Raw genomic sequence first — 25,867 nt, 5'->3', positions numbered from 1 at the left:
CAGCGGTGAATCTGATGCGCAGCCGTCAAGTGAATTCTGTGGCGATCCGGTTGGTATGCAGTAAAGGTCGAATTACCCGTCCTTCTTGTGTGAGCTACCGCACCAACTTGACGGTCATCTGTAAGCAAAGCTACTTAGACTTCACGTAGCGCGCGACAAAGCCGTAGTACCGATGCGCCGGTGCGAGCCCGCTGCGCGGTTCCATTTTTCTGGCCGCTCAATTAGTGGTGGCTCATTGGTTCCCCAGAAAATTATGTCTCCAGGTATTGGCCTACAACCTGAAGCGCGTCATGAATATACTTTGGGTTGCCGGGATGAGGATGGCTGGAAGCTGAAGCCCTGAGGGGCTTCTTGCGCTCGCGATGTTCGATTAGCGCAAGCTCGACGCATCTAACTTGATCGACCCGACCGGCAACCTCGCCGTCAGCGGCAAAAATGGAGTTTCCACACGCCCTCGGCCGTTTGCTGCCCCACGCGGGGGACGACACATACCGACACACGAGGACGGTCAGCCTTTCAAACAACGACGTCCCTGGATAGATGCAGGTTGGGCGTCTTCAGAGAATCCGCAGATGGCGGATCTTTCCGATTTGGGCCGAGCGCTTCAGGATCAGCTCGGTGATGTATTCGGGCAGAAGTACGCGCGGCACATTTGCTGGCACATCTTCGACGAGCTGCGATGGAACGTGGACGATGAATTCGTCCGGTTTGTTCTTCAGGCTGTGTTCGTAGCTGACGCGATAATCCATGACTGCCCGAACCGAGGATGACTTTTCGTGTCAGGATATTATCAGCGCGCGATGCAGGGAGCGCACGTTGCGATGTACCCCTGCCGGGAGGATCAAAACAGGCAAAAAAAGAAGAGTCCGTGAACTTTCACGGGATCCCGACGACTTCGCTGAACCGAACCGTGGACCGCTTGCTAGCGGGTCACGGTCGATATTGCGAATCAGATGCCATATTGCTATCTGTTTCTGCAAATCCTGTTGTCTGCACACCAGTTCGACCGCAGTGTGAACCGACTACCGCGTGGCCTGCCACCCGTTGTCCGTCCTCATCATCGGGATGGTTTCGGTGAACTCAGCGCTCATGCCATCAGCCATTTGGTCAAGCGTGATTTTGGGACCGAAGAACGTGAGCATGAATCCATTTGAGACATGCAGGTTTGGACATTCTTGAACGATCGCTTTCTGGAACAGGCCAGAGCCACTTACCGGGCCGATCTTGGCCGCGATATCTTTGACATCATTCATGTCCTTGACCAACTGCGGATCCGTTTGTAGAGACTGACGATATTGATCGTTGGCCGCGGCGTCGTTGAAGCTCGGGTCGCCGTTGTGCGCTGCCATGGTCGTGTTGAACGTTTTTGTGAGTTCATCTTTGCGAGCACTGTAATCCGCCTTGATTAGCTGATACTGCTGAAAGAGTTTTGCGTCCTCTTTCAGACGATCCGACATGTCGCTGCCCGGCTTCAGGGATACCGTGTACTTCACGTCGACGTTGTAGTCGTTCTCGTCGATCGGAGTGCCGTTCGTTTTGTCGAAGCTGTCGATCGTAAAGTACTTGCAATCGGCCAATCGCTGTTTGATTACAGCCTTGGCGTCGCTTTCTGATGGTGCGCTGTGCGAACACGCAGCCAGAACGACAGTCATGGCGACGCATAGCCCTAGCCGGACGGCGCCGGCGTTGCGTGGGTGGTTCATTTAGTTCTGTCCTTATTGGTTGGATAGTTAACTACTGATTTCGTCGCACGTCTGGGATTAAGTTCCTTGGCGCGATGTCGCGGGTAATCGCCCCCCGCGCGGGGAGTGTCGCGTCGTGTTACGGCGGATGCGAACGGTTGTTAAACCACGAGGATTCGTGACCCGATTCATCCCGTCGACATTCGGACCGGTCAGTTCGAGATCAAGCAGTGCGATACGGCATCAGTCGCGAGATTCTGGCTCGGCAATTCTGATATTCAACCTACTAAGCGTATTGTCAACCCTATAAGTCCTTCATGCAACAAGGGCGATGCTCAACCATTCAGGTCGAAAGGGAGAGCATATGCCGGACACAGACCTGGAGCGATTGGCTGAAGCGGTAGGACGGGCTATTGCGAAACATCGCGCGGCCAGTGAACTGACTCAGGAGCAGGTCGCAGAACAGTTGGGAATCGGCAACGAAGCGGTGTCACGCATGGAACGCGGCCTCGTCATGCCGACCGTGGCGCGTCTCGTGGAACTGGCTGAGATCTTCGATTGCGATATTGCGGATCTGCTGACGGAGGTCAGTAGCCGTTCGAGCGACCAGGCAAAGCACCTGGCAGGCTTGCTCGCTGGGGTGGGTGTCAGGGACCGGGAAATGATCGTGGAGATCGTGGAACGGCTGACAGGTAGGCTGGCACGGCGCTGAAGGGTGTCCAGCGTCTGATGTTGTCGCTTGTGCGCTATCCACAGTCAGTAAGCCGCATCGTGGTCGCGGAACGGTCTGCCTCGGTAGTGACACAGATGACTGAGCCTGTCGGCAGTGCGTAACGTGAGCGGATGCCCAGATCGAGCAGCACGGCGAGTTCGTTCTGCAAGCGGTCGCGCTCGCCTAAGTCGCCCCAGTCGCCGTGGATGTGACGCGCGAGCAGCAGGATGTCGTGCACTTTCGCCAGTTCAAGTGCAGCCGCGGCGGCCGGGGTGACGGTAGCACGGCCCGCCTTGAAGCGGACCTTGTCGCGGTAGATGTCATTGGATTGCATGGTGACTCCAGCGTTGTTTCGCCTGCCGTCGGGACATTTTCGACGGTAGGTAATAGAGAGATGGTAGGTAGGGCGGATCGACGACAGATGAAAGTCGCGCGGATGGCTGGAAGCTAGATCCCGCCGCTCAATAGTCGTCGGGCAGTAGTACGGTCGTCACCGAGCGGTTCCATTCGGTGATGATCCAGACTTTGCCGTTTCCGGGGAGCTCGTAGCATGACAAGACACGCAGGCCATTCTCAAGCGCGACATCGTTCTGCCTGCGGTCTTCTGCACGAAGGTCGCCCCAGTCGCCGTGCAGGTGTCGGGTCAGCAGGTCGCCGACTGACGCGTTGGCGGCGCGCACCGCCTCGAGCGCGCCGTGAGTGGCGAAGAGACGCCCGACTGTTAACGGGCGGGGTGTGGGTCTTGCAGATAGCGGATTCATGAAAGTGTTTCTCCAAGCAATGGACGAACGCCTGCCTCCGAGGCAAATCGGATTCAAGGGGTACAGAGGGAATCCGGATGTTTGTCCGGATTAGGGCGTAGTGGTGTGTTCCGCGAGCTGCCGGCGCAACACGGTGGCTTTGGCTTGCGAGCAACCGAGGTGGCGCCGAATGTCGGAAACGGTCGCACGGACGTTCCCGGCAGCAACGTCGCGGGCCAGTCTCATGACTTCGGTCTCTGCTGGCGGTACCGGCGCATCGTCGATACCGTGACTGGACGTGACGGGCTCGTGACCCGATGCGGCCGGATCGACAACCGGGGGAGTAGCGACTGCCGTTTGCCGTGGCTTAAGTGCGACGCTCCAGAGCAGGCAGGCGACGCCTTCAAGCACGGCGGCAAACGTTAGTCCCGAAAGCAGATCGACGCGACTTGCGGTCGTCCCGAGTAACGTTGCCAGTCGCCCCGTGACTGGATCGACCGTCAGTGCGTCACGCTGCTCCTCCCGTAGGTCATCCACCGCCTGTCGTCGCCGGACATCGTCGGCTTCAGCATTGAGCGCATCGAGTTTCGCGGCCAGCACGACACGTCGAACCTTCAGGGCCGCACACTCTTGTAGACAGCGTTGCGAATCGGCGTTCGCCAGTTTCCGGGTCACGCTGGCTCGGTCGGTCATGATTGCAGTCAGGCTACGACCAGCCGGTACGGCTTCCGTGTTCGGCTGGACGGAGGACGAAGCTCGACGTTCCCCCGCGTGCTGTTGCGCCAGCACGAAGAAGGTAGCGTGACCGAAGCATGCGGTCGCCATGCACACAACCCAGAGCAGTACGCCGACGCCGCGTACCGACCATGGCGAGGAGCGACACAGTGCGGGAAGCAGGTGTGCACAGACCACCAGCACGACACCGATCGCCACCCAGACGAGCCGCTCCGGCAGATCGCCGCCGCGCTGCCACCCGGCCAGTAGAGACATGCAGATCGCCGTTGCGGTTGCTGCGGCCGCTAGCGCGAACGTCAGCCACGACGGATCGCGATTCGAGCGGCCGACCGGACTACCAGGCACGCTGGTCATGCCGCTGTTCCTCCCAACAGAACCGCTCGCCGGTCGAGCTTGTCGCGCAGGGTCGGCGCGCCCTGTTTCCCGATCGTCTCCGACGACGTATCGTCTGCGACTTTCTCCACGTCCTTCCCGTCGTGCCTGCTCGAGCAGGCCTCGTTGCCTGATTCGACACCCGGATAGAACTCCTCGGCTACGGCCGCACTTTCCTCGACACTGTCCTCGAATGCGCCGTTGGCGAATCCCGCCCGGGCCGCCATATCGAGCGCTGCCTGGTCGAACCCTGCCGCACGCCGACGCGCATCGAGCTCGCGCGCCTGCATCAGCGTGTCTTCGAGCGTACTGCCCGATCGCACACCGAGGTCAACGTAGTAGATCGCCGACCGGTAGCTCTGAGTGGTCGACTTGCCTCGCAGCTTCAGTTCCAGTGGCAGACAGGCAAGTAAATTGCCGGATACCGCACTGAAGTAGTGAAGGCGCGCGGCTAATGTTCGGATCGAGTTGTAGGACGTGGTGCGAAAGATGAACGAACCCATCTCGTCCTCATCCCCGATCAGCACATTCAGGCGCCCATAGGGCTTGCAGTTTCCGGTCTGTCCGAACGCGCAGCCGTCCGGCGACGGACAAGGTAACGACTCGATCCTGTCGTCACCGGCACGCCGGCAAGTCTCGCCGTTACCAACGCACAGCGGGCGACCAGTCTCCCTGTCGAATAGCGAATACTCTGCGCGCAGGTTGAGATCGGGATCGCCGAACAGGAACCGGACTGGGATCGACCTCAGCTTGCCGGTATTGACCTTTCTTAATTTTTCGTTGAGCGGGTGAAGCATCCAGCCGTCTCGGTTCTGAACTTGAGTGGTGAGCGTGAACTGATCGTCTTTCTCCGGAAGGCGCTTGCCGTTGCGTTCAACGACACGTCCAATAGAAATTCGTCCTATGACAGGTGGGGTAATTGAAAGGCCCTTGAGCATCACACTCTCCTATTTAGGTAAACAGAGGGAAGGGAAAAGCAGGGACATCAGATGGACGCGGAAGAAACAAGAAATCTGCGCGAACCGGGTTTCGTGAGGGCGTACTGCGGTTCAAGATGAGGGTGATCGGCGAGCAGCCGTTTGATGTCGGTGCCGGAACCGTTCTTGCTGCGTTTGAATGAAACTGAACCCGTCTCGAACATCGCATGATCGGCTTCGCCCATCGCTTGCTGAATGGCCTGTTTCAGCTTGGCTTCGACCTGCTGATGGGTTTCGATCTCGGTACGCACCGCAACCAGATCGGCAAACGTCGCCGACAGATTCCGTTCGCCCGTGAAATCAACTGTGCCGCCAGCGCCCGGATAGAGACAGCGCAGCGCACGGTCAGCCGATTCCGATCCATCCGCTGGCGGTGGCGTATCGGTTTCGACATACTGCCAGAACGCAACTTCGAGTTCGATCAGCCGGGCAATCAGCCCGTCGTCACGAACGATGCGATGCACTTCGAGTTTCTGGCCGCAGATCAGCACGGCGACATCGGCTGCCTGCTTGCCCGTAACCGCGAGCTGGTGTTGCACCTGAAGCTGCACATACTCCGGCACACCGTCTCGCCAGAGTCGCGCACCGAACTCGCCGGCCGTCTTGCATTCGAGCAGTTGCATGTCGCGATTGCCGACGACTTCGCGATCGACGTTCGCCAGCATGAACGGGACCGTCGGGTGCTGGAGCACGGCATTGATCCGCCTAACCTTGTTGCCGGTTTGCTTCGTGTACGACGCTGCGACGATCGGCTCCAGCAGGGTGCCCCAGTACACCGGCTCCGTCGTATCGTCCGGATCCGGGCGCGCCAGATTGGCATCCCGGCCGGTCTTAATGAGCCACAACTCCAGGGAGCTCATGTATGGATTCAGGCCAACGGCGGCGGCAGCATCCGAACCACCGATCCCCTTCTTTCTTACTTCAAGCCATTCCTCGCGTGGAAGATCTTTCGTTTCCACGAGACGCAATGCCGGACGGTTCCTGGCAGGTCCAGCCTTTTCCGGTCGAGACATGAGAACCTCCAGATGTGAAAAAGCCCGGCGGGGAAAACCCCGGCCGGGCATATATGACGTAACAACAGGGATGGAGACTTCATGCGACGAGCTTCATCGCTTCGTCCCATGCTTTCTGCTTGAGCGTGGCGCCTGCGCCGAACCACGCGGCGTCGCGCCGGTGGTCGTCGCTGCGGGCGCGGCGCTGGTGATCGACGAATTCCGTGATGGAATTCACCAGACCCCATGCTGTACCAGCAGCAGACGGTAGCGTGGCACCTTTCCCACGGCCGGCGTACAGTGCCTGTACCGCCTTGATTGCGCTGTCGTTGGTTGTAGGGGTTGGCATGTTCGGGCCGCCCGCTGGATACGTAAGTACACGACGGAGGAAGGCTTCGGCCGCGGAATCGCCGACCTTGCGTTCGGCGAGCGCCTTCATCCTGACGATGAAGCCGTCCCACGACGAGATTGCAATGCCGAGCTGGCGCTTGACGGCCTGCGCGTCGAACAGGCTGCGGTGGGGTACCTTCACGGCGCCCGTGCTGTCGCCCAGAGCAACGGCCAAGGTGTTGTTGCAGACGACACGGACGGACGTGAACTGCGCGGTGGTTGCGAGCGTCCCATCGCACGCGGTGGCGAGCAGCAGATAGCCGTTGACCTGATCCTTGCCCTTGAGCGCAACGGACTGGCCGGTACGGGCGAGTGCCCAGAGCTTCTTGCCGTCCTTCAACACACCGGCCGTTTCAAGCTCGAATCCGCCCACCTCGGTCAGGTCACGGTAGAACTCCAGAATCTCGGCGGGCTGAACGACCTGGTAGCGGCTTGACACGACGGACAGCGGCGCCTTCGTGTCCGAGCGGTAGAGCACTTTCTGTTCGGGGAAGGGGTGGATGGAACCGAGGCCCATGTTGCCGGCGACGAAGCGGACTTCCGATTCTTCGATCTTCCAGTTCATACCCGCCTGCTGCGCCCACACTTCGAGCGGCTGGTTGGGAGCAAGCTGGTTACCAAGGCCGTGCCATGGGACTTCGTTGACGTAAGCCATTGTCTGGACGAGATGCATGATTAATTCCTTGTCTGAAAAAGAGACGCCATAAAAGCCCGGCAGAAACCGGGCCCGGTATGCAGTGAACAGGGAAGGTGCGGTTCAACGCGTATCGCGTGAGGAGCGGAGGAACGGAACAGGGGCGTTGGACCACGTCGACAGATGCGGGAACGCAATTGCGGCAGCTAACTCAGGCCTTTCTAATGCTGAATGTGTAGCCGCAGGCGAGACAGCGATAGTTATCGAGCACGTTGGCGTCGACGATCTCCCCGAAGGTCGCACCCGTTGCGCAACCCGCTGCACCGCCAAACAGTCCGGCGATGATGGCGCCGGCGATCGCACCGCAGGTTGCACCGGCAGGTCCCGCGATCACACCAACCGCGGCGCCAATTTCTGCGCCGGATAGTGCCATGGCAACGGCGCCGCCTGCGCCGGCGGCCGTTCCGATCGCGCCGCCTACCTTCCGGGCATGATTGAGCGTGTCGATGCGCCCGGACTGGCAATCCGGGCATTCCGTAGTCGGGTTGGGCGGAGGCGGGATGTGGTTCGCGTATGGGTCATGAGAGGAGTGCGGTTCGTGCTGCCCTCCCTCGTCGCGGCTCCAGTCCGGTTCATGAGGATCATCTGGGTCGAAGAAGGGATCACACATGCTGGATGTTCCTGTGTACCCATTCGGTGTATTTGCGCAGTGCAATCGTGGTCAGAATGCCCGCCATAAAGACGATGGCGTAGGCGAGGAGGTATTCGAAGGGGGAAGTGTTCGGTATCACGGTGGCTCCTGAGACAGGACGCCAAGGCGGGGTCGCTCTGGCGGAGCGTGTGCTGCTTTCGCTCAGAACAGTGATATAGGTCTGAAAATTTCTGGAATCGTCCGGTTTGCCGGGGTTGCAATTCCCTCTGATTATGAACTTTTGGAGCTAATTGCCAATCTCCGAGTCGCTGTTGAATTACGCACTTTGCATTGATCAAAATTTGCGATCTCTGGAAATTTGCCTTGCCAGCAGCGCGTATCCAGCGAGGTTTCCCCATCGGCGGGAGCACGCGGGCTGTGCCTTAAGAGCATCAGGCTTCATTGGTGTATTCTTTCGCAAGCCTATGCGCGGTCGTTGGGGCACTAACCCGGAGGGCACCGATTGAAATTCATTCATGCTGCTGATCTCCATGTCGATAGCCCACTACGAGGGCTCGATAGTTATGACGGTGCACCGGTGGAGCGGCTGCGCGGAGCTACGCGCCAGTCGTTGATCGCTCTCGTTGATCTCGCCATCGAGCAAGGCGTCGCGCTAGTTATCTTTGCTGGCGACATCTACGACGGTAACTGGGCCGACTTTCGCACCGGCTTGTTCTTTCGAGACCAGATGGTGCGGCTGCGCCGGGCCAGTATCCTTGTTTTTATTGTCAAAGGTAACCACGACGCGGAAAGCCAGATTACGAAGCAACTCCCCGAAGTCGAAGGCGTTTACGTGTTCAGTGCACTTAAAAGCGAAACGTTTGACTTTGAGGGCCTAGCGGTGGCCGTACATGGGCGTAGCTTTCCCCATCGTGCCGTTCCCGAAGATCTGGTACCGCAGTACCCACCCCCCGTGCCGGGGCGGTTCAACATCGGCGTTCTCCATACCAGTTTGACAGGCCGCGAGGGCCACGATACGTATGCACCGACGTCGATAGATGCGCTTGTGGACAAGGGCTACGACTATTTCGCACTTGGCCATGTCCATGCGCGGGAAGTGGTTCGGGAGTCGGGTCCCCGAATTGTTTTCCCGGGCAATTTGCAAGGCCGCCATGCGAAGGAGACTGGGCCGAAGGGGTGTGAGCTGGTTACCGTCGAAGGAGGCATCATTACGGCAGCGGAGTTCGTTCCGCTCGATGTCGTACGTTGGCACTACCTGTACCTCGATGCATCGGGGCTTGCGACCGTTGATGCGCTGGCGAAAAATTTTCTCGCACGAGTTGGAGAGTTGATCGCCGGTGCGCGCGACCGTCTTCATGCCGTTCGGTTGCTTGTTCACGGAGAGTCGTCCCTGCATCGTCTCGAGGCCGAACAACCCGGTTCGCTTGCCGCGGCTATTCAGGCCGCTACCCAAGACATGGACGAGGTGGACGTGTGGGTCGAGCAGGTTCGTCTGGAACTCAGATCTCCACTGGATCGTGTGGCTGCGGCTGAGCGCGCTGACGCGATCGGTGAGGTTGTAAGGCTCGTCGACGCGATTGGTGCCAATGAAGCCGATATGAAAGCTTGGTTTGCGGCGCAGCTCGGTGACATGCGGGCGTTGCCCAGTGGACTTGCGGACGCCGACCCGAATGCATTGGATACCGATGCAATTCGGACTCTTCTCGCCGACGCGGAGGCCACCGTCCTGGCCCAGCTCTCCGGTATAGACACAGAGGAGCGTGCGAAATGAGGCTCGTTAGACTGCACCTTCAGGCCTTCGGCCCCTTTACAAACCGTGTACTTGATTTCGGCACAGCCGGACAAAAACTCGTGCTTGTGCACGGTCAGAACGAAGCCGGTAAGTCCTCTGCGCTTCGCTCTATCTCTGATCTGCGCTTTGGAATTGCACAGCAGAGCAAGGACAATTTCGTTCACGCACATCCAGACATGCGCATAGGTGGCGTGTTTGTCGATCGGCAGGGCCGCGAGTATTCGTTGATGCGTCGCAAGGGCCGCGGTGCAACGCTGCACTTCACGGATTTTGATCTTGGGGGTTCGATGTCTGACGGGGCGGTTCCACCAGAGGTCGAGGCCTTGCTGACATGCGGTCTCACGAAGGAGGAGTACGACTCAATGTTTGGGCTTGATCATCTGCGCCTGCGCGAAGGTGGCGAGGCGCTTCTGAAGGGGGAAGGGGAGATTGGAGCTGCGCTCTTTGAGGCTAGTGCTGGCGTGCGCAGCATCCCGCAGATCCTCGATCGTCTGGAACAGTCGGCTCGTACGTTCTTTATGCCGGGTGCTCGCGGCAAGAACGCACGCATCAACGAAGCGCTGAATGCGTATGATCAGTGCCACACCGAATACAAGCAGGCGTTCATCCGACCCGCCCAGTGGGCGGAGCTTTTCAAGAAGCATCGGGCCGCAGCCGACGAAGTGGCGGCGCTTGATGTACTGCGTTTCGAATTGAACAGCACGCAATTGCTCATCAAAGAACTGCGCGCCGTGGCGCCGCTGCTGAATACGCTCGAGCATGCGTCACACTCGCTGCAAGCCCTGCAGACAGTCACGTTACTCTCGGCGACCGCAACGACAGATCGGGTGGCCGCGGAATCCGGACTGGGGACTGCAAATCACAACGCCAAAGTCGCAGCCGCGGATGCTGAGCGGCAACGCAAGGCGCTTGATACGCTTGCTTCCGATACCGCCATTCTGGATGTCGGAGCCGCGGTCAAACGTCTAGCTGCGTCAATGGAAACTGTCAATCGACACAACACCGATGTGGCCGAGGCCGTGGTAGAGGTGGCAACCGAAACGGCTCGCGTGACCGAGCTGGCGGCTAGGATTGACGTTTTGCTAACGGTAGACAAGGTTCTTGAAAGAATCCCGACGCCCGCTGCCAAGGTACGCGCCGAACAACGTTTGCGTGATGTTGAACGAGCGCAGCTCGCCCTCGATGAACACTTTGCGGCGGCACGTCAGCATTCTGAAGCGTCCGATCCCGTTGGGGCTGTACTGCCGTCGCCGGAGATTCGGACAGCGTTGCGAATTGCCCAGGCTGAATTGGTGCGCAACGACTCAGTGCTTAAGCGTCTGGCGGCGTTGCCTGGAGAGATCAAGGCGGCCCGCCGCGCGACGACGGCTGCTTTGGTAGCCGTCGGGCTGGCCGATGAAGTCGCGTTGCAACGTGTTCGACCGTTGCTGGATGCACAGATCGATGACGCAATGAATCAGCAGAGGCGTAACGCAACACGGCGCGAGGAGCGGGAGACGCGCATTGACGAGGTTTCGGGTGCTTTGAGTGCGGAAATCGAGCGACGTGACCGCCTTCTCGAGCAAGGCTCTGTCTCTACACCGGATGATGTCCGGCAGGCTCGTTCTCACCGGGACCTTGGTTGGTCTCTAGTGCGCGCTGTGTATATCGACGGCACGGATCCTTCGTTGGATGCGTTTACAGCTGGCAAGCCATTGCCCGAAGTTTACGAAGGTGCCGTGGTCGGTGCAGATCGTCTGGTCGACGAATTGACGGGCGACACAGAACGAGCCGCACAATTGCAGTCGACCCGGCAGACTATCGCTGCGCTGGAGCGCGATCGAGACGAGCTAAAGCGCCAGCTCGAGGATATTGGTCGTGAAGAAGAAGACCGTCAAACCGAGTGGCGTCGAATACTTGCGTCGGCCCAACTGCCTGATTTGTCGCCCACGGCGTTGCGTGACTGGCAAGCGTTGCTGGCTCCCGCGCGTACAGCTTGTGAAATGGTAGCGGCCAAACTCGACGAGCTAGAGCAACTTCAAGTTACTGAACGGGGTCTAGTGGCAAAGCTTTGTGATGCGATTCTTGGCACCGGGTTGGCGTCGCCGCCAACCGATCCAGTGTTGAGCACTCTTTCCGCGACTGCGGCCGAGATTGAGCAGGAGATCAAGCAGGGCGAGAAGGCACTTAACACCGCCGCCGGCAAACAGCTCGAGCGGGATCAGCAGAGGCAACAGTCGGCCGTGCGTGAGGCGCAACTCACGGCTACGTTACAGTCTGCCATGGATGCGCTGAGGCCCGCGCTGACTGACTTACTGCTCACGCACAATGATAGCGTGGCTGTGGCGCACGCTCGTCTCGCAGAGTTTCAGGAGCTTCAGGACGCCAAAGATCGCCTCGCAACGGCCGAAGCGAAGGAGCGTCGGGCGCGAGAGGCACTTTCGATTCTCGAAAATACAGCGCTGGCGATCGCTAAGACGCTCGGTGATCCAGAGTTCGTCGACATTCGGCTGTACATCGAAAGCCTGTCCACCCGTCTGGAGCTGGCAGAGAAGGTGCAAACCTCGCGAACCCTGGCACAGAACGCACTTGAAAGCGCGCTCGAGAGACAGCTTGGGCATGAGCAGACAGCTTCGGGACATGAGGAGATTCTTACGAGTTTGTGTCTAGCAGCAGGAGTGGAATCGCCCGTTCTACTACCTGAAGTAGAGGAACAATCACGCCGTAAGCGTGAGGCGCAGTTGGAATTCGACCGCGCCAGCAGCCAGCTCGCGGAGGCCTCTAGGCGTACGGTCGAGGAGCTGCGGGTGTTGCTCGTCGATCACGATGCCGCGCGCATGGACGCTGACGAGATATCTTGTACCTTGGAGCAGGGGCAGCTGGAAGAGCAACTACGGGTTGCGCGAGAGAGCGAGGAAGCGGCGCGTCGCGCTTTGGGCGCGATCGACGGTGCCGACACTGCCATTGCCGCCCGGGAGGCGATGGAACGTGCTGCCGCAAGCGTACGTGCCAACATGTCCCCTTGGATTCGCTCGCGCGTCGCGCACGCCTTGTTGGCCGAAGCTTTGAAGAGATTCCGTGATCGTGCTCAGGGTCCGATGCTTTTGTCCGCATCGGGATACTTTGAACGCATGACAGGGGGCGAATTCGTCCGTCTCGTCAGCGATGACTCAGACGATCGCCCAGCACTGCTTGCCGAGCGAGGCAATGGGGCACGGCTTCGCGTTGAAGGAATGAGCGAAGGCACTCGCGATCAACTTTATTTGGCCTTGCGTCTCGCCGCCTTGGGATTACGGCGTGCCTCTGGCGTTGATCTGCCTGTGATACTGGATGACATATTGATGACATCGGACGATCACCGCGCCGGGTTGATTCTTCGCGCGCTTGCCGATTTCTCCGCAGAGGGCCAGGTTGTGGTGTTTACTCATCACCGGCACGTAGCCGAGATTGCCCATAGAAACGTGTCTGAAAGTGCATTGGCTGTTGTGAGCCTGTAGCGGTCGACCAGGGTCATCGTCGATTTGACGCTAGGCCTGAAGAGAGCGTGCTAACTTACTGAAATTCAAGAAATTCTTGCTCGGTGCCGAAATCCAAGCTACCATTGGCGCAGTCCGCCGGACGGACGGCGGACTGCGCCAATGGTGCGCTTCGGTGACTCATTCTTTTGATGACAGGGAGGAAGCTATGCCTGCAAACAGCCCGATGCAGTCGCTGTACTCCCGCCTGAGTCAGCAAGGACTGAAGAAGTCGTTTGTAAAGAGTCTGCTGCCAGATTGGTGGGAGGATGAAATCGCTCGCGATCCGAGCGGCCTACTCCAGGCGCAGCTTATTCTCGCCCGGAGTTTGAATTTCGATTTGGCGTCGCTTCGCGACACCGCAGCGACCGTTCGCTTTCAATCCGCACATCGGAAGTTCAAGCATAGCAAGGCTGTCGACAAAGACAGCATTAGGCTCAGTGCGGAATATGCGACAGGTATGGCAAAGCTTGCTGTGCAGGCAATGTCGACGGAATATGTTTCGCCGCCGAGTGACCCGACGCAACTGAGGGCCAATATCCTCAAAGGTAGACCACAGGTCGACTTGGACGCATTGCTTGACTTCTGCTTTGCTTCCGGTATTCCCGTTTTGCATATCGGCTCGCTGCCTGGCAAAAAAATGGACGCCGTTGCCGTTAAGCAAAATGGACGTGCAGCGATTGTGTTGTCACGTAACGCCGCGCCCGCGTATCTTTTGTTTCATCTGGCTCACGAGATCGGACACATTGCTTTGGGCCACCTTGGCGACGCCGATGGTACCCTGATCGACGCAGAGCTCAAAGCGGCGGGAGGTGGTGATGCTGACGAAAGAGAGGCCGACAGTTTCGCGATTTATTTGCTGAACGGCTCGAACGTCAAGTACACGTCTAATAGCCGCTACCTAGATGCGCAAGCGCTCGCGTATGGGGCTGCACGGCTAGGGGCGGAGAAGCGGATCGATCCTGGGCATATCGTGCTCAACTATGGCTTTGCTGCCAACAACTTCCCCCTCGCAAATCGGGCGTTGAGCTTTCTGAAAAACTGCGGCGGTCCCGGGGCAGTCAATGCAAAATTGACGTCGAATCTCGATTGGGACGAGTTGTCAGATGATCAAGCGTCCCTCTTGACACGAGCCGTTGCGACTAAGACCTAGTTATCGGGCGCTATGTGATTGTTCTGTCCGATAACGACATCATTTCCAAGCTTGCTCGTTGTGATCTGCTGGATGCACTGCCGCATCATTTGGGGGTAGCCCACGCGGAAATCTGGGTCCTGTCTTCGTCGGTGTATGCACTGCGGAAGCGACTCAAGAACGCACCTGAAGCCTTGGCATCCCTTGAGGCTTTCTACGCGCGCGTGACCAAGATCGCAGATGCGGACGTGGACACGGCAGCGTTGCTGGAAATTTCGTCGACGGGCATCGACGCGGGCGAAGCGATTCTCGCTGCAAAAGCTATTACGCTTGACGGAGCCTTGTTAGTGACCGGTGACAAGCGGGCTATCAAAGCTTTGTCCGCTCTCCCGGAAGGAAGTGTGAAAACGTCGCTCGCGGGCAAAGTGCTGTGTTTCGAGGCCTTGGTTCTTCAAATGATCGCGAGATACGGCTTTCACGAGATCGGTCCGCGATGCGCCAAAGGGCGCGACGGAGATGGGGTGCTAAGTATGGCATTCGGCCCCGGACGCGACGAGGCGCACGCCGTCGAATGTCTATCGTCCTACATCACCACCTTGCAAACTAATTCCGGCTGGATATTGGTAGCGTGAAGCTCGAAGCTGCGGCCATGCGGTGGCTGGAACTCGGGTATCGTTGATGATATCGAGCGCCGAAATCACACGACTGCAAGGGCAAACGGCAACAGACCAGCATACGGGGCTTCTTGCTTCCAGCTCTCGACTAAGCTACCCGACCACAACCGAAAAAAAGTGGACTCAGAGGCCGTTTTGCCTCAGGATCTCCCGACTTTTGGGGGGGCGTGGCTCATCCTTGAGAAAAACGCAGCAATTGCGATCGGATGTCAGCAGTGGATGCCGTCAGATCAACGGTGGCGAATCTTATCCTGTGGCCCTGGATGAATACAGTCTCGTCAACCGTGCTGCCAACAGACGGATGAAGAAGCAATCCGCTGGCGTTATCTGCAAGCGCGTCACCGCGACCGACCTGCGAACGAAGGTAGGCGTAGATTTGGTAGATATAGCCGCTGCGCAAAGTTTCATCTCGGTGCCAGCCGCTCGTTACGATCGAGGTGAACTTCGTGTCGATGACGATTCGCTGACCGGTTGCTGTGTGGCTGAGCACCACGTCCGTTTTCATCGAGGGCAGGATCTTGTCGATTCCCTGAGTCTTTTGCCTCACTTGCCAGCCCAAAGTACGGCCGCACTGAACGTTCCATCCTTGCGGAGAGAGCACCACATCGTAGAAGCCGCCGACAGCGCGCTCAAAGAGCCGGCGTACCCAGGTGACCTCACGTTCCGGCAGAGACAGCACGTTCGCGCCGGCGGATTCGGTGGGAAGAGCGAGGTCAAATGCGAGCTTGGCCGCTGCCACCATGAACCGATCATCTGCGTCGTGCCGGCCGAAACGATCCACGCTCATCGCGGCTCGGGTCGGTGCGTGACCAGATACGCCCATGGACCTCATGCCGCTGGCCAACGACCTGCAACGGTGTGCCGTGTCCTTTCGGCGCACACATCGTGAGACCGCTTCGAGGGCGGCACGAACGAACCGATTCCGGGGTGTATCGATTGTCAGTTCGTCAAATCGGCACGCCACCAGCCCGCGTGACAAAAGCTGATGCCGCTCAGTCGTCAGCAGATCAATTCGGCCCCGAACCCGATTGAGCACGGCCTCCCGAGAGCTATAGCCAAGGCTGAGGTGGCGTCGCTGCCTCAACTCCACCGCGCGGGCAAGGATCTCCGCGACCAGATCCGGCAAATCATCCGGGCTATCCTCCAGTCCGACCTGGCCTACGCCCCGCATGCGAAACAAGTCCGACGCGTAGAGCATAAGCAGCCATAGGCTACGAACCGGGACGCGTCCGATGTATCCAGTGTCCGGTGCGTTCCCGACGTGCTCTGCGGCAGCTTCCATTACCAGCCCTCTGTCAGCCTCGCACACGCCTTTTGTGCTTCGTCGGCGGCGTCAAACCAGTATTCATCGAGCAGTGGCCCGATCTCCGTTTCAACCACCTGCTGGAACCACTGCCTTGTTCCCCCATCCTCCAACCGGTGGTCGGGAGTGACATAGCTGTGGCCGATTCGGAACTGCTTGCCCAGTCGGGCATGGATCTGATCATTCAACTCGCCAATCCGTCGTTCGATATCGGCCGCTAAGGCCGGCTCGACGTTGCGCTTTTCGACCACCCAGTTTCGCCAAGCATTCCCTAGTCTGGGTTCAAGCCCGATGAAAGCAAACCTGCGGCGTAGCGCCAGATCGACCAGCGCAAGCGACCGGTCGGCAATGTTCATGGTACCGATCACATGGAGATTTTCTGGGATATGGACTGGGCGGTGCCTGCCGTCCGCATCCGAGTAGCAGAGTTCAAGCGCTTCACTGGGGGTGCGTTTGCCCGCCTCCAGTAGCGTCAGCAGCTCGCCGAAGATTTGTGCCGGGTTGCCACGATTGATCTCTTCAATCACCACGACGAACTTCGACGACGGATCTTTCGAAGCGGCCTCGATGGCCTGCATGAAGACGCCATCGGCCAAGGACAACCTACCATCGCCGGTGGGTCGCCAACCCCGAACGAAATCCTCGTAAGACAGGTTCGGATGAAACTGCACCGCGCGGATCTTGCTTTCATCCTTCTGCCCTATCAACGCGAAAGCCAGACGCTTTGCGAGCCAAGTCTTGCCGGTGCCCGGCGGCCCCTGGAGGATCAGGTTCTTCTTGGCGCGCAGGCGGTCTATGAGGCTATTGATCTCCTCCCGTTCGAGGAAGCACCCATCTCTGAGGATGTCATCGACCGAGTACGGCACAATCGGTGCCGCAGCCTGGACAGCTCCTTGTGCAGCCTCATCCTCCGATATTTCGTTCCCAGCTCCGTTGTCATGCACGTCGCCGGGCGGCGTAGGTTCTTCGACAGGGTCCTTGTACAGCCACGACTCCAGTGACAACTCCGGAAAGCTGTGCACGGGGTAGCTGTCTTCTGTGAATCGAGACTTCAGGTCATCCAGCAGCTTCAGGTAACTCTCGGCTTCGCAAGGCGCTTGCGGTCGACTGGTTGCGACTTGAAGCCGAAGCCGCTTGTTGATGTAGTTGCGGGACTGGCTGTCGAGCGTCGCGAACTCCCAGGGGTGGCTCCAGTAAAGGCCCGTTGATAGGTTCCAAGCGACACCCCAGACCTCGATCGCATTGTCGTAGGCCGCTGCAAAGTCCGCACGTACCTCTGATCCTTCACCCTCGACCATGCGACTTGCTGCGGCAAACACCTTCCACAAAGCATCGATGTCGCCTGAGCCGCGATTGTCGGCATAACGGAAGAACCAGGAACGCTGGTTGTTGAGAACAGGAATGCCCTCGAAAGACTCAGGAGCGGGGACGGTGACGCCAAGAAACTTGGCGAGCTCTCCGGCTATCGTTTTCCGGTTGGCATCGGTCATCGTTCGGTTGAATGTGCCCATTGCCGTGAAAGGGCAAATGTCTCGCAATGGGCTGCTGCTGCCATCCGGAAACTTGTCGTGCAGGTAAGTGAGACCGGGCACGCGCAAAGCGATCTCGTGAATGCCCTCTATGAGCGGCGTCCGGTTCTCGGCGTACGCGAGCATCTTCTCGGCCACCGCTTCATAAAACTCCGTCCAGCCGAATCTGTGCTTGTTGGGCGCAGTCTTTCCAAATCGTTCCCGCCAATAGGGCGCATTCCGGAAGCGGTCGATGTCTTGCGGCCTGCCTTCGAACGCGAAAGCGATCAAACCATCAGTCATCCACTCGCCTGGCAGCACTCGCCACACCGTTCCTCGGTGGGTGTAGAAGTACCATTCCCGAACCGGCTCGACCTGGGTCCAGTCGACCCGCACGCGCTTGCCATCGTTCAAGTTTTCTGTGATCTTGCCAACCGCCTTGACGGCCATCACGGAAACCGTATGACCGCGATTGTCAAAAGGCAAATCATGCTTACGCGTATACGATGATTTGACGGCAATGTGGTCGCCAGGTCGCATCGATCGCACCAGGTCGAGGTGCTTGTCGTCGAATCCGTTCTCCCAAATGCCCTCGGACAGGAATCGCGGCGTCTGGTCATCAGTACCGCCGTAACTGGCGCCGACAAACCATGTAGCACCCGATGCATTTTCGTACTTCTGGTCCGCCATTCCGCCCCCTTAGTAATACTGCCGGATGTAGCTGTAGGCCTTCTCGAACAGCTCCTCATCCGCGTGTAACTTATATTTAAAAAGAGCCTTGCGCAGCGCCTTCTTCACCTCTCGCTCGCCGGCCTGCGTGCCTTGCCAGCCGGGGAAGCGCACCAGCCGAACGATTTCGTCGATGTCGGCCACAACCCGCTCGACCATGATGGGCGTTTCGGCCGTCTTGACGTCGTTAAAAAGCTCAGTCAGGGCGGCCTTGCCGCGATCCTCGTCCTCCTCGGGTGGGGTGTCCTTCTCCGCCTGCAGGGTTTCCTTGGCGATCTCCAGCAGTTGCTTCAGAAACTCCACGCTGTTGATCTGGCCGGATTCGAAGCGGTCTTTCAAAGCGTCGAGCCGTTCGGAAAGCTGCTTGAACTTCGGATTGCCACCGTGCCCTCTGAGCCTGCGCTTGAGCTTGATCTCAATCTCTTTGGCCTTCTTGGGATCGGGGTTCGACAACACGGCTTCCAGTAGATCCGCGTCGAGGACCAAGGTGTCCAGGTCGTCACGCACCGCGTCCACGTGCACGTTCTGATGGATCAGCTCGATGGTCTTGGCGCCGAGTGAATGCCAGATCAGCTTGCCGTGGCCGCTAGACGGCTGCACCGACTGGTACACCTGCGACAACCACTTGTAGTCCTGCTCAAACGGCCCCAGTACGGTGTCCGGTGACAGTGCCTCCCAGATCTTGTTGAGGACACTGTATTCGGCTGCAAAGTTGTCGCGGACTTCGTTGTTGGGGAGGCATTGCTGCGCAGCGATCAAGCCCTCGTAGCCTTGCTGTGTGCGGTCACAACTGGTGAAGAACGCCAGGCACTTTTGCATCGCTTCCGGCAGCTTGTCCTTTAGCTCCTGGATGTTGCCGACCACTTGCTTAACACTCTGATCGTCGAACTCCAGCGCCGCCGCCACATCATCGAAGATGCCGAGGTAGTCCACGATCAGTCCGTGGGTTTTCTGCTCAGAGTAAGTTCGGTTCACTCGACAAATCGCCTGCAACAGCGTGTGGTCACGCAGCGGCTTGTCCAGATACATCGCTTGGAGGATGGGCGCGTCGAAGCCAGTCAGCAGCTTGGCTGTAACAATGATCAATTTCAGCGGGTCAGCCGGGTCGCGGAAGCGATCGAGCAGCCGTTCTTCTTCATCGCGTGTACGGTCGTAGATGGCGTACTCTGGGTGTTCCTTCTTGTCGGCGGCCTGCACCGACATGACGATATCCGTGGCTTCCGGTGGCAGTAGCTTGTCCAGCTCGGCCTTGAACAGCAGGCAGGACTCGCGATCGAAGGTGACGATCTGGCCTTTGAACCCGTTCGGTTCCACCTTGGTCTGGAAATGCTGAACGATGTCCTCGCATACCTTACGAATACGCTCGGGAGTTTTGACCAACACGGCCATCTTGGCTGCTGTCTTGGCGAGATTGTCCTTGTCCAGGTCCGAGAGGCCCCCGGTCAAATCCTTGTAGGCGGCGTCGAGGGCGGCCTTGTCGATATGCAGGTCGATCAGGCGCGGCTCGAAGTGCAGCTTCAGCGTGGCGCCGTCGCGGATCGACTCCTCAAAGCCATAGCGGCTCATGTAGCCCTTTTCATCCTCGTCGGCACCAAAGGCATAGAAGGTGTTGCGGTCGGCGCGGTTGATCGGCGTACCGGTCAGGCCAAAAAGAAACGCATTGGGCAGCGCCTCTCGCATCTTGCGGCCCAGGTCGCCTTCCTGCGTACGGTGGGCTTCGTCCACCAGCGCGATGATGTTGCTGCGGTCGTTCAGGCTGCCGGTCGCCTCGCCAAACTTGAAGATCGTCGTGATGATGATCTTGCGCACATCCTGCGCCAGCATTTGCTGCAGTTTCTCGCGGCTGTCGGCCTTTTCCAGATTGGGGATGTCTGCGCCCGTGAATGTGTCGGTAATCTGGGTGTCAAGGTCGATACGGTCTACCACGATCAGCACCGTGGGATTCTTCAGGCCGGCGTGCATGCGCAGCTTCTGCGCAGCAAACACCATCAGCAGCGACTTTCCCGAGCCCTGGAAGTGCCAAATCAGGCCCTTCTTCGGGTAACCCGCCAGCACGCGCTCGACCAATTTGTTGGCCGCTTCGTATTGCTGGTAGCGGCAGATGATCTTGATGCGGCGTTTTTTCTTGTCAGTGGCAAACAGGGCGAAGCTGCCGAGGATATCCAGCACCACGTGGGGCCGCAGCATGCTCTCGGCCGACAGCTTGAGGGATTTCAATGGGTGGTGTTGGCCGTCATCGCCGTCGCCATCCAGATGCCACGGGCCCCAATCCTTGACTGGCAAGCCAATGGAGCCGTAGTGGTAGGCTTTGCCCTCGGTGGCCACCGAGAACACATTGCAGACGAACAGCTCGGGCACGAACTTCTCATAGTCGTCGTGCACTTGCACCGCGCCATCCACCCAACTGATGCACTTCTTGACAGGCGTTTTCGCCTCGATCAGGACCAGTGGTAGACCGTTGACCAGTAACACCAGATCGGCACGACGCTCGGTGGGGCCGGCACGGTAGGTGAACTGCTGGGTGACGATGTACTGGTTCTGCGACAGGTCGTCCAGGTCAATCAGCCGCACCGGCACATGTTCGTTGTTCTGGCCGAAGGGCATGGAGCGCTCGCCGCGCATCCAGGCGGTCATCTCCTCGTTGGCACGGATCAGGCCATCCGAGCGCACCGACAGCACGATGGCGCGCAGTTTGTAGAGCACCTCGTCGGCACGGTCGGGTTGGGCTGCAATCTCCGGGTTCAGGCGGATCAGCGCATCCTGCAGCCACGACTCGACCAGCACCTCCTGAATCTGGCGCGGCACTTCAGCAGGTGCCGCGTAGCGCCAGCCGATGCCTTTGGGGCTGGGGCCATAACTGGCGAGGAGTTCCCGGACCGTGTTGACAGACGTGGCCTTGATCGGGCCGGCGAGCAGGTCGCGGACGTAGGCTTCGACGGTATTTGATTCGTTGAAAGGACTCACTCTGCGCCCCCCGCAATTTCTGCTAACAACTGCTTCTTCATCTCTTCGGCAGAAAAACGACGTCCCGTTGCCGCTTTTTCCGCAGACTTAGCGTTCTCTATCTCATCCAACAGTTGTTGCTGTACTTCCAACGGCGGCAAAGGAAGGCGCACACGGAGCAAGTTGCTGGCGTTCACGTTTGCCTGGCTTACTGCCTTCGTCGCGTAAGCAAGAACTTGTCGACGTCCGAAATCAGAGTTCAGGTAAAGAGTGAGGAACTTCGGCTCTAGCTTTTCAGGGTTCGTTTTGATCCGCACAAGGTACGAAGCAAAAACGTGATCGCCCTCAAGTTCGTAGACCCCTGTTCGGCCAACCAACTCGTAGCTGTTGGTCCGGTTGAAAAGCACATCGCCGTGGACGAGTCGATAGGCTTCGAAGTCTTTGTCGTTGAGGTCTACATACTTGATGTCGTTTTCGACGCAAAGCCCGTCTTCAATATTCATCATTCGCAGCATCGGATACTGCCCGTCCGATCCGGCGTTGATTGAAAGGCCGTACTGGGTGCTCTGAGCGACTGAGCCAAGGTCGACAACTGGCCATTCACGATTTAGAACATCACTGAGAAGTGCGCGACTCAAATGATCAGCGTGACGTGCAATGGCCTCATGACAAGTGGTCACATGCTCCATAGCCAGGAGTAAATTGACCAGGCGAGCTTGATCGTCCTTGGGTGGAAGCGTGAATTCTTGTACTGCCAAAGTCTTCCAGTTAATCGTCGGGGAAAGCGAGCCAACTGAAATTTCAACCGCCCTGTTCATGAACAGGGCGCTCTGCATAAAGAACGGTAGGAATTCGGGAAGAACGGCGTCAGGCTTGGCGCGCAGCACCATCGCATGTGCTGAGCAAATCCCATCGAACTCAGCGACACCGAGCTTGCGCTGGTAAGCACGGCGGCGTCCAAAAATGATGTCGCCCTTCTTGAACATCAGCTTGGTCGCTTCGACATCGTCGGGCGTACCCCAGCGGCGGATCTTCAGCGAGTCGGAATCCAGATGTTCGAGGCCAACGTAGTGCTCCATTCCGGACTCGGACGGGTTGTCGATGCGGACATTGACGTTGGTCGCCATCTGGTCGAAGCGCCAGACCTTCCAGCCCGGCTTCAATCTCTTGTTATCAGACACGCTCGACGTCCTCCGTGATCAGTCCATCCAGCGTTTCCACCAACGCATCCATCTGTTGCCAGAAAGCCCGACTATCCGTTTGCCATTTCTCCCAAGAGGAGCGCAGCGATACCGCATCGCCATTGCTGTCGGTCGCGGGCGCGGCGGCAACGCGCTTCACATACAGCGGGATCGACAGATTGCCCGCGTTGTCGCCGATCTCGGCCAGGGTGGCGACCTTGGCGAAACCGGGCACATCCGCAGAGGCTTTGTAGGCGGTCAGGATGCGCTGCTGGTGTCCGGGTTTCAGGAAACTCTGCGCGCGTTCCCGGGTGACCTCGTTCACCGCGTCGATGAAGATCACCTTGCCCTTGCGCGGAGCAGGTTTCTTACGGTTGCAGATGACGATGCACGACTCCATTGGGGAGTTGTAGAACAGGTTGGGGCCTAAGCCGATTACGGCTTCCACCCAGTCCTTCTCGATCATCTTGGTCCGCATGGCCAGCTCCTCGTTGCGGAACAGCACGCCGTGGGGCCAGAGCACGGCGCAGCGGCCCTTGGCCGTGAGGCTGGTCAGGATGTGCTGCTGGAATGCGTAATCGGCGCGGCCCTGCGGCGGCGTGCCCAGGGAGTTGCGGCCCCACTTGTCACTTCGCCAGGCTTCGCGGTTCCACTGTTTGATGGAATACGGCGGGTTGGCCAGGATCACGTCGAACTGGCGCAGGCGGTCACCCTCGATGTGTTTCGGGTCGGCCAAGGTGTCGCCCCGGATGATTTCGAAGTCCTCGACGCCGTGCAGAAACAGGTTCATGCGGGCGATGGACGAGGTAATGAGGTTGCGCTCCTGCCCGTAGAGCTTGAGCGTGCGGTATTCGCCGCCGGAGCGCTTCACTTGGTCCAGCGCCGAGATCAGCATGCCGCCGGTGCCGCAGGTGGGGTCGTAAATCGACTCGCCGGCCTGCGGAGCCAGCAGTTGCGTCATCAGGTGGACGACGGTGCGGTTGGTGTAAAACTCGGCCGCCGTGTGTCCAGAATCGTCTGCAAACTTCTTGATGAGGTATTCGTAGGCGTTGCCGAGCTCGTCCTCGGGCACATTGGCCACCGACAGCGTCTGGGTCGAGAAGTGCTCGATGAGGTTTTTCAGCGTTTCGTCAGGCAAACGCTCGCGGTTGGTCCACGGCGCGTCACCGAAGATGCCGTCGAGCAGATCTGGGTTGGCTGTCTCGATCGCGCGCATGGCCTTCTGGATGGCAGCGCCAACGTTCTTCGGGGCCTGGCGCACGTCATCCCAATGTGCCCCTGCAGGGATCTGGAAGCGATGGTTCTCGGCGAACTGGGCATAGGAGAGGTCGCCACTTGAGTTGGCCAGCGCCGCCTGGTATTCCTCGTCCCAGACATCGGACACGCGCTTGTAGAACAGCAACGGGAAAATGAACTGCTTGTAGTCACCGGCGTCGATGAGGCCGCGCAGGAGCACGGCGGCGCCCCACAGGTAGCTTTCCAGCTCTTGCTGGCTGATGCGTTTGCTTGGGTGACTCATTGCAGCCATCCCTCACCAATCATGACCTGCGCGAGCCGCTCTTCGGCCTCGCGACAGCGGGTTAGTGCATCCTTGAACGCCGCGATGGCGTCAGGCAGCGGCGGGATGTCTTCTTGCAGCGGCGGCAGGACGTAGCGCGAGATGTTCAGCGTCCAGCCTTCGGCTTTGATCTCGTCGAGGGTGACCACCCGGACGGCGTCCTGCACATCGGTGAAGCCGCGATACCAGCCGAGGATGTCCGCTGCATGCTCGGGCTCCAGATAGTTTTGCGCACGGCCTCGGCGGAACAGTCGTGAGGCATCGGCGATCAGGACCTTCTTTTTGTGCTTGGCCGGTTTGCGCTTGCGCAGGACTAGGATGCACGCGGCGAGCCCGGTGCCGTAGAACAGATTGGGCGCGAGCCCGATCACGGCCTCGATAAGATCCAATTCCAGCAGTTTCTGGCGGATGCTGCCCTCAACACCCTTGCGGAAAAGTGCTCCTTGGGGCAGGACCACGGCCATCCGGCCGGTCACGTCAGCCATCGACTTGACCATGTGCTGTACCCAGGCGAAGTCACCGCTTGATGAGGGCGGCAGACCGGCAAAGTTGCGGCCGAAGGGATCGTTCAACCACTGGTCCTCGCCCCACTTCTCCAGCGAGAACGGCGGATTGGCGATCACGCAGTCGAAGGTGGCCAACCGGTCGCCCTCGAAGAAGGCCGGGTTGCGCAGGGTGTCGCCGCGCACCACCTGAAAGTCCTCAATGCCGTGCAGAAACAGGTTCATCCGCGCAATGGATGAGGTGGTAAGGTTCTTTTCCTGCCCGTACAGTTTGCCCCATAGACGCTTGACGTCGCCGTGCATTTCTTTGACGTGCTGCACAGCGGCCAGCAACATACCGCCGGTACCGCAAGCCGGGTCGTAGATGGTTTCCGCTTCCTTCGGATCGAGCATGTCGATCATCAGCCGCACCACGCTGCGTGGGGTGTAGAACTCGCCCGCCTTCTTGTTGGTGGCATCGGCGAATTTCTTGATCAGGTATTCGTAGGCGTCGCCAAGCAGGTCTGAATCGACCTTCTGGTTGCCAAACGACAGCTTGGAGAAGTGCTCGATCAGGTCTTTGAGCAAAGCGTCCGACAACCGGTCTTTATTCGACCACTGTGCATCGCCAAACACGGCATAGAGGGTGTCAGGGTTGGACCTCTCAATCTCGCGCATCGCACGCTGCAACGCCGCACCGACGTTGCTTGCCTTGGTGCGGACGTCATTCCAGTGACAGTCCTCAGGGATCTGGAATCGGTGCGATTCAGGGAACCAGGCGAGTTGCTCGTCGCCTGTCTCGTCGACGATCTCCTGGTATTCCTCATCCCAAACGTCGCAGATGCGCTTGAAGAACAGCAGCGGGAAGATGTAGGTCTTGAAGTCAGCCGCATCCACTGGGCCGCGCAGGATGTTGGCAGACTCCCAAAGGTGACTCTCCAGTTGACTCAGTGTGATTTGTTGATCGCTCATTGTTGCTTGTCCTCGATATTCTTTTCGAGCGAGCGATGGCCCGATGCAAAAAATGGGAAACACCCGGTTGGTTCCTGGTTCATCGTCCACTATTGCCGGCAGCATCGCTGTCCGCCTAAAACACGCTTTTTCCAGTTAAGGCTGCTGCATTATCCAGCCGTCAATCTCCAACCCCGAAATCGCCACGTCACGCAGACCTTGGGGGCCGGGGTC

Annotated in this window: 21 protein-coding genes; 5 read left to right on the top strand and 16 right to left on the bottom strand. The window is 58.8% G+C overall.

Features of this window, described 5'->3' with window-relative positions; genetic code table 11:
• Positions 1-557: 557 nt before the first annotated feature.
• Both FSO04_RS06340 and FSO04_RS06335 read right to left on the bottom strand, forming a co-directional pair.
• Positions 558-749 carry a hypothetical protein gene (locus tag FSO04_RS06340; protein ID WP_154558873.1) on the bottom strand — a complete coding sequence of 64 codons (192 nt, stop codon included), beginning with the start codon at positions 747-749 and terminating at the stop codon, positions 558-560.
• A gap of 273 nt (positions 750-1,022) precedes the next feature.
• Positions 1,023-1,703 (bottom strand): hypothetical protein, encoded by a 681-nt coding sequence (locus tag FSO04_RS06335; RefSeq protein WP_154558872.1) that lies wholly within the window; start codon positions 1,701-1,703, stop codon positions 1,023-1,025.
• Between the two features lie 343 nt (positions 1,704-2,046).
• On the opposite strand from FSO04_RS06335, the gene FSO04_RS06330 reads away from it, so the two are divergent.
• Positions 2,047-2,394, top strand: coding sequence for a helix-turn-helix domain-containing protein (locus FSO04_RS06330; RefSeq protein WP_154558871.1), 348 nt, complete (start codon positions 2,047-2,049; stop codon positions 2,392-2,394).
• A gap of 34 nt (positions 2,395-2,428) precedes the next feature.
• On the opposite strand, the gene FSO04_RS06325 is transcribed toward FSO04_RS06330, so the two are convergent.
• The 8 genes from FSO04_RS06325 to FSO04_RS48245 all read right to left on the bottom strand — a co-directional run bounded on the left by FSO04_RS06325 (position 2,429) and on the right by FSO04_RS48245 (position 8,025).
• Positions 2,429-2,728 (bottom strand): hypothetical protein, encoded by a 300-nt coding sequence (locus FSO04_RS06325; protein ID WP_154558870.1) that lies wholly within the window; start codon positions 2,726-2,728, stop codon positions 2,429-2,431.
• 127 nt (positions 2,729-2,855) lie between these two features.
• Positions 2,856-3,155, bottom strand: coding sequence for a hypothetical protein (locus FSO04_RS06320; protein WP_154558869.1), 300 nt, complete (start codon positions 3,153-3,155; stop codon positions 2,856-2,858).
• 90 nt (positions 3,156-3,245) lie between these two features.
• On the bottom strand, positions 3,246-4,223 hold the full coding sequence (locus tag FSO04_RS06315) for a hypothetical protein (RefSeq protein WP_154558868.1): 978 nt from the start codon (positions 4,221-4,223) through the stop codon (positions 3,246-3,248).
• The gene (locus FSO04_RS06310; RefSeq protein WP_154558867.1) at positions 4,220-5,179 is read right to left on the bottom strand and encodes a recombination directionality factor; all 960 of its coding nucleotides are present in this window, start codon (positions 5,177-5,179) and stop codon (positions 4,220-4,222) included. Before FSO04_RS06310 ends, FSO04_RS06315 begins: the two co-directional genes overlap by 4 nt.
• 47 nt (positions 5,180-5,226) lie before the next feature.
• Entirely contained in the window at positions 5,227-6,231 is a 1,005-nt protein-coding gene (locus tag FSO04_RS06305; RefSeq protein WP_154558866.1) for a YqaJ viral recombinase family nuclease, read from the bottom strand.
• Between the two features lie 79 nt (positions 6,232-6,310).
• Entirely contained in the window at positions 6,311-7,273 is a 963-nt protein-coding gene (locus FSO04_RS06300) for a DUF932 domain-containing protein (protein WP_154558865.1), read from the bottom strand.
• A gap of 172 nt (positions 7,274-7,445) precedes the next feature.
• Complete coding sequence (locus FSO04_RS06295) at positions 7,446-7,904, bottom strand: hypothetical protein (protein ID WP_233464757.1); 459 nt, start codon at positions 7,902-7,904, stop codon at positions 7,446-7,448.
• Positions 7,897-8,025, bottom strand: a complete 129-nt coding sequence (locus FSO04_RS48245; protein ID WP_267905015.1) for a hypothetical protein — start codon at positions 8,023-8,025, stop codon at positions 7,897-7,899. Before FSO04_RS48245 ends, FSO04_RS06295 begins: the two co-directional genes overlap by 8 nt.
• A 363-nt stretch (positions 8,026-8,388) precedes the next feature.
• On the opposite strand from FSO04_RS48245, the gene FSO04_RS06290 reads away from it, so the two are divergent.
• The 4 genes from FSO04_RS06290 (at position 8,389) to FSO04_RS06275 (ending at position 14,936) form a co-directional block, all read left to right on the top strand.
• The gene (locus tag FSO04_RS06290; protein ID WP_154558864.1) at positions 8,389-9,657 is read left to right on the top strand and encodes a metallophosphoesterase family protein; all 1,269 of its coding nucleotides are present in this window, start codon (positions 8,389-8,391) and stop codon (positions 9,655-9,657) included.
• Positions 9,654-13,154, top strand: coding sequence for a YhaN family protein (locus tag FSO04_RS06285; protein ID WP_154558863.1), 3,501 nt, complete (start codon positions 9,654-9,656; stop codon positions 13,152-13,154). The genes FSO04_RS06290 and FSO04_RS06285 overlap by 4 nt, the downstream gene beginning before the upstream one ends.
• Before the next feature lie 187 nt (positions 13,155-13,341).
• Complete coding sequence (locus tag FSO04_RS06280) at positions 13,342-14,325, top strand: ImmA/IrrE family metallo-endopeptidase (protein ID WP_199203014.1); 984 nt, start codon at positions 13,342-13,344, stop codon at positions 14,323-14,325.
• Between the two features lie 14 nt (positions 14,326-14,339).
• A complete protein-coding gene (locus FSO04_RS06275; RefSeq protein WP_154558861.1) occupies positions 14,340-14,936 on the top strand; it encodes a hypothetical protein in 597 nt (198 codons plus the stop codon).
• Between the two features lie 214 nt (positions 14,937-15,150).
• On the opposite strand, the gene mcrC is transcribed toward FSO04_RS06275, so the two are convergent.
• Genes mcrC through FSO04_RS06245 form a run of 6 tightly spaced genes read right to left on the bottom strand, consistent with a single transcriptional unit; the run spans position 15,151 to position 25,654 of the window.
• Positions 15,151-16,260, bottom strand: coding sequence for a 5-methylcytosine-specific restriction endonuclease system specificity protein McrC (gene mcrC, locus FSO04_RS06270; protein ID WP_154558860.1), 1,110 nt, complete (start codon positions 16,258-16,260; stop codon positions 15,151-15,153).
• Entirely contained in the window at positions 16,260-18,479 is a 2,220-nt protein-coding gene (locus tag FSO04_RS06265; protein WP_154558859.1) for an McrB family protein, read from the bottom strand. The genes mcrC and FSO04_RS06265 overlap by 1 nt, the downstream gene beginning before the upstream one ends.
• A gap of 9 nt (positions 18,480-18,488) precedes the next feature.
• On the bottom strand, positions 18,489-21,482 hold the full coding sequence (locus FSO04_RS06260; protein ID WP_168435585.1) for a type I restriction endonuclease subunit R: 2,994 nt from the start codon (positions 21,480-21,482) through the stop codon (positions 18,489-18,491).
• On the bottom strand, positions 21,479-22,642 hold the full coding sequence (locus FSO04_RS06255) for a restriction endonuclease subunit S (protein ID WP_168435584.1): 1,164 nt from the start codon (positions 22,640-22,642) through the stop codon (positions 21,479-21,481). The genes FSO04_RS06260 and FSO04_RS06255 overlap by 4 nt, the downstream gene beginning before the upstream one ends.
• Entirely contained in the window at positions 22,635-24,161 is a 1,527-nt protein-coding gene (locus FSO04_RS06250) for a type I restriction-modification system subunit M (RefSeq protein ID WP_154558858.1), read from the bottom strand. Before FSO04_RS06250 ends, FSO04_RS06255 begins: the two co-directional genes overlap by 8 nt.
• Positions 24,158-25,654: a type I restriction-modification system subunit M gene (locus FSO04_RS06245; RefSeq protein ID WP_154558857.1), complete on the bottom strand. Its 1,497-nt coding sequence runs from the start codon at positions 25,652-25,654 to the stop codon at positions 24,158-24,160. The genes FSO04_RS06250 and FSO04_RS06245 overlap by 4 nt, the downstream gene beginning before the upstream one ends.
• Positions 25,655-25,867 lie beyond the last annotated feature (213 nt).

The sequence above is a fragment of the Paraburkholderia madseniana genome, assembly GCF_009690905.1.
In the GTDB taxonomy this organism is placed as follows: domain Bacteria; phylum Pseudomonadota; class Gammaproteobacteria; order Burkholderiales; family Burkholderiaceae; genus Paraburkholderia; species Paraburkholderia madseniana.
Note: the sequence above shows the minus strand (reverse complement) of the source record. Positions and strands in the feature narration are given on the sequence as shown.

Bases quoted from the DNA above. Each gene is read 5' to 3' on its own strand.
- FSO04_RS06295 (WP_233464757.1), bottom strand. From the start codon at position 7,904: ATGTGTGATCCCTTCTTCGACCCAGATGATCCTCATGAACCGGACTGG.
- FSO04_RS06300 (WP_154558865.1), bottom strand. From the start codon at position 7,273: ATGCATCTCGTCCAGACAATGGCTTACGTCAACGAAGTCCCATGGCAC.
- FSO04_RS06335 (WP_154558872.1), bottom strand. From the start codon at position 1,703: ATGAACCACCCACGCAACGCCGGCGCCGTCCGGCTAGGGCTATGCGTC.
- FSO04_RS06250 (WP_154558858.1), bottom strand. From the start codon at position 24,161: ATGAGTCACCCAAGCAAACGCATCAGCCAGCAAGAGCTGGAAAGCTAC.
- FSO04_RS06305 (WP_154558866.1), bottom strand. From the start codon at position 6,231: ATGTCTCGACCGGAAAAGGCTGGACCTGCCAGGAACCGTCCGGCATTG.
- FSO04_RS06340 (WP_154558873.1), bottom strand. From the start codon at position 749: ATGGATTATCGCGTCAGCTACGAACACAGCCTGAAGAACAAACCGGAC.
- FSO04_RS06315 (WP_154558868.1), bottom strand. From the start codon at position 4,223: ATGACCAGCGTGCCTGGTAGTCCGGTCGGCCGCTCGAATCGCGATCCG.
- FSO04_RS06245 (WP_154558857.1), bottom strand. From the start codon at position 25,654: ATGAGCGATCAACAAATCACACTGAGTCAACTGGAGAGTCACCTTTGG.
- FSO04_RS06265 (WP_154558859.1), bottom strand. From the start codon at position 18,479: ATGGCGGACCAGAAGTACGAAAATGCATCGGGTGCTACATGGTTTGTC.
- FSO04_RS06325 (WP_154558870.1), bottom strand. From the start codon at position 2,728: ATGCAATCCAATGACATCTACCGCGACAAGGTCCGCTTCAAGGCGGGC.
- mcrC (WP_154558860.1), bottom strand. From the start codon at position 16,260: ATGGAAGCTGCCGCAGAGCACGTCGGGAACGCACCGGACACTGGATAC.
- FSO04_RS06285 (WP_154558863.1), top strand. From the start codon at position 9,654: ATGAGGCTCGTTAGACTGCACCTTCAGGCCTTCGGCCCCTTTACAAAC.
- FSO04_RS06330 (WP_154558871.1), top strand. From the start codon at position 2,047: ATGCCGGACACAGACCTGGAGCGATTGGCTGAAGCGGTAGGACGGGCT.
- FSO04_RS06280 (WP_199203014.1), top strand. From the start codon at position 13,342: ATGCCTGCAAACAGCCCGATGCAGTCGCTGTACTCCCGCCTGAGTCAG.
- FSO04_RS06310 (WP_154558867.1), bottom strand. From the start codon at position 5,179: ATGCTCAAGGGCCTTTCAATTACCCCACCTGTCATAGGACGAATTTCT.
- FSO04_RS06320 (WP_154558869.1), bottom strand. From the start codon at position 3,155: ATGAATCCGCTATCTGCAAGACCCACACCCCGCCCGTTAACAGTCGGG.